We start from the raw sequence: 7,978 nt of genomic DNA, 5'->3' as shown, positions 1-7,978 counted from the left end.
GTGCCCGCCAGCGAGGCCGAGGTGGACGCGTATTTTGCGTCGGTGCGTGGCGAGCTGCGCATGGACGCACGCTCGCGCGAGGTGCTCGACATCCTCACCAGCATCCAGTTGCCGGTGCCGGCCGCGGGCCTGTCGCGCGGCGTGTTTCTTGGCGCCGGCACGGCCTTGTTGCCCGGCTGGGCCAGCGACATGCTGGGCCGCACCGCCACGCAGCGTGTCCAGGCGCGGGCATCCGCGCGCGTGCTGCGCGGTCTGGCGCCGCTGTTCCGCACTGCGTTGCGCGACGGCCTCTCGGCACGCGCATGCAGGCGCATGCAGCTGCCTCCGGCGCTGTTGCTGAGGTGGCCTGACAAGGCCTGATATTGCGGGGGCAGGGTTGGCTGAGCGTTCTATCGCGGCAAGCGAGGTGGCGTGTTCCAGGAGTGGCTGACACGCCTGCTGCAGAGTGGTGGAGCAGGGGCGGACGGAGTGTTTGGCGTGGAACACTGCTCATCGGAGCGTGCGCGCGGGCACGCCGCTTTCGGGCGCCATCGGCAGCTGCGTTGCGGCCCGCGCGCGTGTTTGCGGTGCAGGACTGACGCGCCGATGGATCGCGTTGTTGTCTAGCTTAAAAAGATGGGTGACACGCGTGGGCGGTAGCGTATGGCGACACCGTACCCTCACCCCAACCCCTCTCCCGGCGGGAGAGGGGCGAGAAAAAAGCAGGGTGATATGCGTGGACGGGAGAGGGCGAATCTCCGCGGCACGCGGCGCTGTACGTGGCAGCTGCAGTGGAGGTCTAAAGCCCCTCTCCCCTCGGGAGAGGGGTTGGGGTGAGGGTAGGGCGCAGGTCGAGCAGCAGTCCATGCATCGCGGGTGTCGAAGCAAGAGCCCCAGTACAGGCATCGTCCGTGCCGCCTCTTACCAGATCTTGACCCGCTGCTCCGGTGCCAGATACAGCTGCTGCTCCGGCTTCACGTCGAACGCCGGGTACCACGCGTCCACATTGCGCACCGTCTGCGCACGAAAGCGGCCAGGCGCGTGTACATCGGTCAGCACGGCGTTGCGCAGCGCTGCATCGCGATACTTGCCACGCCAGGCCTGCGCAAAGCCGAGGAAGAAGCGCTGGTCCGGGCTGAAGCCATCGATGGTCTGTGGCTGTTTGCCCTGCAGCGACAGCTGATAGGCGTCGTAGGCGGTGGCCAGGCCGGCAACATCGGCGATGTTCTCGCCCAGCGTCAGCTTGCCGTTGACGCTCAGGTCGTCGAACGGCTTGTATGCGCTGAACTGGGCGGCCAGCGCATTGCCGGCGGCCTCGAATTTCTTCAGGTCCTGCGGCGTCCACCAGTTGTGCAGCTCGCCATGTTCGTCGAACAGCGCACCCATGTTGTCGAAGCTGTGGCTGATCTCATGCCCGATCACCGCGCCGATCGCGCCGTAATTCACTGCATCGTCGGCAGCCGGGTCGAAGAACGGCGGCTGCAGGATCGCGGCAGGAAAGATCAGCCGGTTCTCCAACGGCACGTTCAACGCGTTGACTTCCTGCGGCAGCATGTACCACTCGCGATGGTCGACCGCCTTGCCCAGCTTGGCGAGGTTGCGGCGGTACTCGAACAGCTGGGCGCGTTCCACATTGCCCAGCGCATCGTCGCGACGCACCTCGAGCGCGCTGTAGTCGCGCCAGCTGTCCGGGTAGCCCACCGCCACCGTCAGCCCGGCGATCTTGGCCTTGGCGTGCTGTTTGGTCTCCGGGGTCATCCATTCCAGCGCGTCAATGCGCCGGCCGAATGCGGTGACCAGGTTCTTGACCATCTCTTCGGCGCGGGTCTTGGTCTGGGCGCTGACGTATTTCTGCACATAGCGCTTGCCGACCGCCTCGCCCAACGCGCCGTTGGTGGCGTCGATCCCGCGCTTCCAGCGCTGGCGCTGCTGCGGCGTGCCTTCCAGGGTGGTGCCATAAAACGCAAAGCGCTCATCGGCAAAGGCCTTGGACAGATACGGCGACGCCCGATCCAGGGCACGAAAGCTCAGGTAGTCCTTCCAGGTCTGCAACGGCTCCGATTGCACCAGGGCCGACAAGCCACGCACCGCCTCCGGTTGCCAGACGATGAAGTCCTGCTGCGCCTTGAGCCCGGCGGCATCGAAGAACACCGCCCACTCCAGGCCGGGGGCATTGCGCGCAAAATCGGCCTGTTTCCAGGCATTTGCGCCTGCTTGTACGTTGTTGGTCCGTTCGGGCGTGGCATGCACGCGTGCCATGGCCGTTTCGAGCGCGACGATGCGCTCGGCCCTGGCCGCCGCGTCGGCGATACCGGCCAGCTCCAGCACCTTGACGATGTGCGCGCGGTAGGCCTCGCGCAGATCCGCCATGCGCCCACCGTCCAGGTAGAAGCTGCGCTCGGGCATGCCCAGGCCACCTTGCACCAGATACGGCGTGTAGCGGCCGGGATGGTGCAGATCCTGCGACACCCACAGCCCGAACAGGCGGTCGGTGTAGAAGTTGGTCGCGTTGAGCAGGTCCACGTCGGCGCGCAACTGCCCGCCCAGCGTGCGCGCCAGCGCCTGCTTGTCGCCCAGTTGCGCGATGGCCTCCAGTTCCGGCTGTACCGGGCGCACGCCCTTGGTCTCGATGCTGGCCTCGTCCATGTAGGCGGCGTAGTAGTCGCCGATCTGCTTGTCTTCACCGGTGACGCGGTCGTTGGCGGCCGCGCCTTCGATGATGTCGCGGCTGTGGCGTTCGGTCTCGATGGCGATGCTGACGAAGCTGTTGAAGCTGGAGCGGTCCTCGGGAATCTGCGTGGTCCTGACCCAGTTGCCGCTGGCATAACCGAAGAAGTCATCACCCGGCGCGACGCTGCGGTCCATGCCGGCCGCGTCGAAGCCGAAATCGCCGAGCTTGGGTTTGCTGGGGGCGTGCTCGGCGTGACTGTCGGCGGCAGGCTGCGCGCCCTCGCGGTGACACGCTGCGGCGGTCAATGCCGCAGCGGCCATGGCGGCGATCAGGACAGGGCGATGCAAAGAGGCCATGCGGCGCGACTCGAAACCGGGACAGGTGTCGCAGTGTAAGTGGCCTGCGGTGCCACGTCCCGATTTGAGGGCAGGCACCGCCGCGTCACGCACCGGTGTGGACACGCTCGGTTCAGCGCCGTCGTTGGTACCAGAAACCCAGCGCATCGCGGGTCTGCAACATGCGCCGTCCGCGCCACAGAAACCGCAGCAGCAGGCCCAGATGCTCGCGTTTGGAAAAACTGCGTAGCTTGCGGTCGGAGGTATGCACGGTCTGGCGCAGGATCACAAAGCGCCCGCAGCGTGCCAGCGCGCGGCTGAGCGCGACATCTTCGCCGGCGTAGTAGCGCGTGTCGAAACCACCGGCCGTGACGAAGGCGGCGCGCGTGCAGAACAGAAAACACCCCGGTGCGATGCCGGCAATGCGGAAGAACCAGCCGAACACCGCTTGCGCGGTGCGTTCGGACCACACACGGTTGCCGTGCAGGTGGACTTGCGCGCCGCCGCCGACCGCACCGGCGTCCAGCGCTGTCAGTGCGGCGCCGACTACCTGCGGATTGATCAGGGTGTCGGCATCCAGGAACAGCAGCCGCTCCCCCTGCGCCGCCTGTGCGCCGGCGTTGCGCGTGGCCGCAATGTGCCGCAGCTGGACCTCCAGCACCTGCGCGCCGTTGCTGCGTGCGATGACGGCAGTGTCATCGGCGCAGGCGTCGGCCACCACGATCACTTCGTAGTCCAGCTGGAGCGCGCGTGCGCAAGCGTGCAGGCACTGCAGCGTGTCGCCGATCAGCGCGGCCTCGTCATGGGCGGGGATCACGAAGGACAGCATGGGCGTGCGTGGTGTGAGGTGCTGCCAAGTGTGCAGGCGCCGGCGATGCGATGATGTGAGTAGCCGCAGTCAGTCCGGTGGCGCGGCGGCGAAGCGACCGCAACGGCCGCGTACCCGCACCGGGAACGCGGCCATCTTCCATGGATGGCGGGCACCCACGCCTGCATGCTCGAGCGCGCTGTCATGGACGCTCGGCCCAGCGCGCCGTCGCAGCCGGATGGCGGCAACCGGCAACCGGTTGCGACGGTTTCGGTTACGGCCCGGTACCACTGCCATGTGGTCCAGGCGCCATCATGCCGCGTCGGCTCAGCGGTTGACCGCGCCCATCATCGCTTCCGGGTAGCGCGTGCCGGCGGCGGCCTGCGGCGGGAAGATCGCATCGATGCGCGCCAGTTCGTCGGGCATCAGCGCCACGTCGAGCGCTGCGATGTTTTCCTCCAGATACGCCAGACGCTTGGTGCCGGGAATCGGAACCAGGTCCTGGCCCTGTGCCAGGACCCAGGCCAATGCCAGTTGCCCGGGCGTGACGCCCTTGTCCGCCGCGATCGCCTTGACCTGCTCCACCAGCTGCAGGTTGCGGGTGAAGTTCTCGCCCTGGAAGCGTGGCGAGTGACGGCGGTAGTCGTCTGCGTCGAAATCGTCCGGCGAGGAAAATGCCCCGGTCAGGAAGCCGCGCCCCAGGGGCGAATACGGCACGAACCCGATGCCGAGTTCGCGCACGGTGGCGAACACGCCGTTGTCTTCCGGCTCGCGCGACCACAGCGAATACTCGGTCTGCACGGCAGTGATCGGATGCACCGCATGCGCGCGCCGGATGGTGGCGGCGGCCGCTTCCGACAGCCCGAGAAAACGCACCTTGCCCTGTTCGACCAGCCGCGACATGGCACCGACGGTGTCTTCGATCGGCACGTTGGGATCGACGCGGTGCTGGTAATACAGGTCGATGTGCTCCACGCCCAGGCGGCGCAGGCTGGCTTCGCAGGCAGATTGCACATAGGCCGGGCTGCCATCGATGCCACGTACCGACGGATCGCCGGGGTCGAGCTTGATGCCGAACTTGGTGGCCAGGAACACCTCGTGCCGGCGCGAGGCGATGGCCTTGCCGACCAGCACTTCATTGGTATGCGGGCCATACATGTCGGCGGTATCGAGCAGGCTGATGCCGCGGTCGAGCGCGCGATGGATCACCGCGATCGAGGCAGCCTCGTCGCTGCGGTCGCCATAGAACGCGCTCATGCCCATGCAACCAAGGCCGAGTGCGGAAACGGTGGGGCCGGAACGGCCGAGGGTACGGGTTTGCATGGTGGGGGAGGCTCCGTGCAGCAGGGTAGGCGGGGAGAGTGGCGCGGTGTGCGTTAGCGCGGCGTGGCCCACGCGCTAACGCCTGAGGTCGGTGTGCGGTGGTGCAGGTGTGACACGGCATAGCAGCGAGCGCGCTGCGCGACGCCTGGGAGTGCCGTGCGAATCGAAGTGGTTTGCATGGGGCCGGACTGCGCCGACTGTGGAGCGGCAGCGATGGGCAGGCGCATGCGATGCGCTGGTGACCGGGCCGTGCACACGTCTTGCGTGGCGATGGTGACGGGGGGTGTGGCCGCGTTGGCGTACGGCGGCCTGGCGATGCTGTTCAACCGCACCCGCGCATCGCCCTGTTTCGGCACGCGCGCGGGTGCAGTTAGGCCAGCTCAGCCCTTGAGCTTGTTGGTGAATTCGGCAACGCGCTTGCCCAGCAGCCGCGCGGTTTCCAGATCGCCTGCGCGCGGGGCTTCGTCCGGCGAAGCGTCCGACGGCGAGATCGCCAGCGCGCCGCCCCAGCCACCGGTCCAGTTCACGTCCTGCGGCCCGTGCGCCTTGGTGTTGGCTGGCGGCAAACCGGTGCCCACCCAGATCTGGCCGTGCTGCTGCGACAGGGTCCAGAAATACTGGATGGTGGTGACCTTGTCGCCACTGACCGAGGCCGAGTTGGTGAAGCCGGCGGCAATCTTGTCCTTCCACGCCTGCGTAAACCACGGCTTGGAGCTGGCATCGGCAAATTTCTTGAACTGCCACGCCGGCCCGCCCATGTAGGTGGGGCTGCCGTAGATGATGGCATCGGCGGCACTGATCGCGTCCCACGCGTCGTCAGGCACGTTGCCGTCCTGGTCGATGCGGTACAGCGTGGCCTCGGCCACACTGGCGGCCCCCGCATGCACGGCTTCGGCCTGCTTGACGGTGTGGCCGTAGCCACTGAAATACACGATGGCAATCTTGCTCATGGATGCTCCTGCTCAACGAGGGGAGGGGGATTGTGGGCATACCGGCCGCGACAGAAGAATGACCACGCGCGGGACGAACTGTTGCCGGGCCCGTTCAGCCGGGCGCCGGTGCGGCCAGGTGCTCGAGCAGGTAGTCGATGAAGCTGCGCACCTTCGGTGCCAGGTGGCTGCGGCTGGTGTAGACGGCAAAGATGCCGATCTGGCCGAGTTCGTACGCCGGAAGGATGCGCACCAGGCGGCCCGCAGCCAGATGCGCGTCGGCCAGGAAGTCCGGCTGCATCACGATGCCCTGGCCGGCCAGCGCCGCCGCATTGAGCACATGGCCATTGTTGGCGCGCAGCCCACCGTGCAAGCGCACATCCACATCGCCATCGGGCCCGTGGAAGCGCACCGCGTCGCCGGTGGGCGAGTAGTGGTAGAGCAGGCACTCGTGGCCAGCCAGATCGGCCGGGTGTGCCGGCGTGCCCGCCCGCGCCAGGTAGGCCGGCGCCGCGCACGGCACCAGCCGCACCGTGCCCAGCTGGCGGGCGATCAGCATCGGTGCCGGCTCGCGGGTGATGCGGATGGCGACATCGAAGCCTTCCTCGACCATATCGACCAGGCGATCGGTCAGCGACAGGTCCAGCTCCACCTGCGGGTAGCGCGCACGAAAGCCAGGCAGCAAGGCACCCAGGCGCTCGATCCCGTAGCTCACCGGGGCATTGACCCGCAGCACGCCGGCCGGCTCCAGCGCCTGCGCGCCGATGGTGGCCTCCAGGTCGTCCAGGTCGGCCAACAATTGCAGGCAGCGCTGGTAATACGCGGTGCCGGCGCTGGTCAGGCTGACCCGGCGCGTGGTGCGATTGAGCAGGCGGGTGCCCAGGCGTTGTTCCAGCGCAGCCACCTGCCGGGTGACGCTGGCGGTGGAGCGGTCCAGTGCGTCGGCCGCGGCGCTGAAGCCACTCGTTCGGCCACGGCGGTGAAGACGCGCATCGCATCCAGGGTATCCATCCGGGCTCCGATTATTGCTTGTGGTGCAACAAATTATCCGACCTCGCGCCCTTTATCCGAATGCCGTGGGTCATAGGCTAGGGCGGTCCTCAACGGAGTGCTCGCATGTCCACCACCCTTGCACCCCCGCGCACCGCGGCCTACGGCGCGGCCTTGCTGTGCATCAGCCTGGGCGCATGGAGTTGCGCATGAGCCGCCTGCCATCGTTGTACATCTCGCATGGATCGCCCATGACGGCGTTGCAGCCGGGCCAGGTGGGGCAGCGGCTGCAGGAACTGCGTCGGCAGCTGCCGCGGCCGCGCGCGATCATCGTCGCCAGTGCGCATTGGCTGGGCCGTCGTCCGCTGGTCAGCGGTGCAGCGCGGCCGCAGACCATCCACGACTTCGGCGGCTTCCCTGCGCCGCTGTACGCGCTGGACTATCCGGCGCCGGGCGAGCCGGCGTTGGCGCAGCAGGTCGTGCGCCGCCTGGAGCAGGCCGGGCTGCATCCGCACCTGGACCCGCAACGCGGTTTCGACCACGGCGTGTGGGTGCCGCTGCGTTTGCTGTACCCGGCGGCCGACATCCCGGTGGTGTCGGTGTCGATCCAGCCCGAGCTCGGGCCGGCGCACCAGTTCGCGCTGGGCCGCGCGCTGGCGCCGTTGCGCGACGAAGGCGTGCTGGTCATCGGCTCCGGCAGCATCACCCATAACCTGCACGACTTCGGCCAGGGCTACAGCGCCGAGCGCGAAGCGCCCTACGTGCGTCCCTTCATCGCGTGGACCGAGCGCGCACTGGCGGACAACGACATCCCGGCATTGCTGGACTACCGCCGCCAGGCACCGTATGCAGCGCGCGCACATCCCAGCGACGAGCATCTGCTGCCGCTCTACGTCGCGATGGGTGCGGCCGGGGGCGACCAGCTCGGCGCACAGCGCATCGA

The 7,978-nt window shown here is 67.8% G+C and carries 6 protein-coding genes and 1 pseudogene; 2 read left to right on the top strand and 5 right to left on the bottom strand.

Going from position 1 to position 7,978, the window contains the following annotated elements:
- Positions 1-360 (top strand): oxygenase MpaB family protein (locus OZ10_RS18315; RefSeq protein ID WP_039566409.1); only part of this gene is annotated, 360 nt, incomplete at its 5' end.
- 540 nt (positions 361-900) lie between these two features.
- Here the strand turns inward: OZ10_RS18315 and OZ10_RS18310 are convergent.
- The 5 genes and pseudogenes from OZ10_RS18310 to OZ10_RS18290 form a co-directional block, all read right to left on the bottom strand.
- On the bottom strand, positions 901-2,970 hold the full coding sequence (locus OZ10_RS18310; protein ID WP_039566414.1) for a M13 family metallopeptidase: 2,070 nt from the start codon (positions 2,968-2,970) through the stop codon (positions 901-903).
- Between the two features lie 148 nt (positions 2,971-3,118).
- The gene (locus tag OZ10_RS18305; protein ID WP_039405796.1) at positions 3,119-3,814 is read right to left on the bottom strand and encodes a glycosyltransferase; all 696 of its coding nucleotides are present in this window, start codon (positions 3,812-3,814) and stop codon (positions 3,119-3,121) included.
- Positions 3,815-4,120: 306 nt separating this feature from the next.
- Positions 4,121-5,116 (bottom strand): aldo/keto reductase, encoded by a 996-nt coding sequence (locus tag OZ10_RS18300; RefSeq protein WP_039405793.1) that lies wholly within the window; start codon positions 5,114-5,116, stop codon positions 4,121-4,123.
- A 380-nt stretch (positions 5,117-5,496) separates the two neighbouring features.
- Entirely contained in the window at positions 5,497-6,066 is a 570-nt protein-coding gene (locus OZ10_RS18295; protein ID WP_039405790.1) for a flavodoxin family protein, read from the bottom strand.
- Positions 6,067-6,160: 94 nt separating this feature from the next.
- Positions 6,161-7,056: pseudogene (locus OZ10_RS18290) on the bottom strand (LysR family transcriptional regulator).
- Between the two features lie 188 nt (positions 7,057-7,244).
- Between OZ10_RS18290 and OZ10_RS18285 the strand changes: the two are divergent.
- The coding region (locus OZ10_RS18285) for a dioxygenase family protein (RefSeq protein WP_039566411.1) at positions 7,245-7,978 on the top strand (734 nt) is incomplete at its 3' end.

It is taken from the genome of Xanthomonas cannabis pv. cannabis, assembly GCF_000802365.1.
Classification (GTDB): domain Bacteria; phylum Pseudomonadota; class Gammaproteobacteria; order Xanthomonadales; family Xanthomonadaceae; genus Xanthomonas; species Xanthomonas cannabis.
This window is presented reverse-complemented; position numbering and strand designations above follow the sequence as displayed.

What these genes read in the sequence shown, in the direction of transcription:
- OZ10_RS18310 (WP_039566414.1), bottom strand. Translation starts at nt 2,970, where the DNA reads ATGGCCGCTGCGGCATTGACCGCCGCAGCGTGTCACCGCGAGGGCGCG.
- OZ10_RS18305 (WP_039405796.1), bottom strand. Translation starts at nt 3,814, where the DNA reads ATGCTGTCCTTCGTGATCCCCGCCCATGACGAGGCCGCGCTGATCGGC.
- OZ10_RS18300 (WP_039405793.1), bottom strand. Translation starts at nt 5,116, where the DNA reads ATGCAAACCCGTACCCTCGGCCGTTCCGGCCCCACCGTTTCCGCACTC.
- OZ10_RS18295 (WP_039405790.1), bottom strand. Translation starts at nt 6,066, where the DNA reads ATGAGCAAGATTGCCATCGTGTATTTCAGTGGCTACGGCCACACCGTC.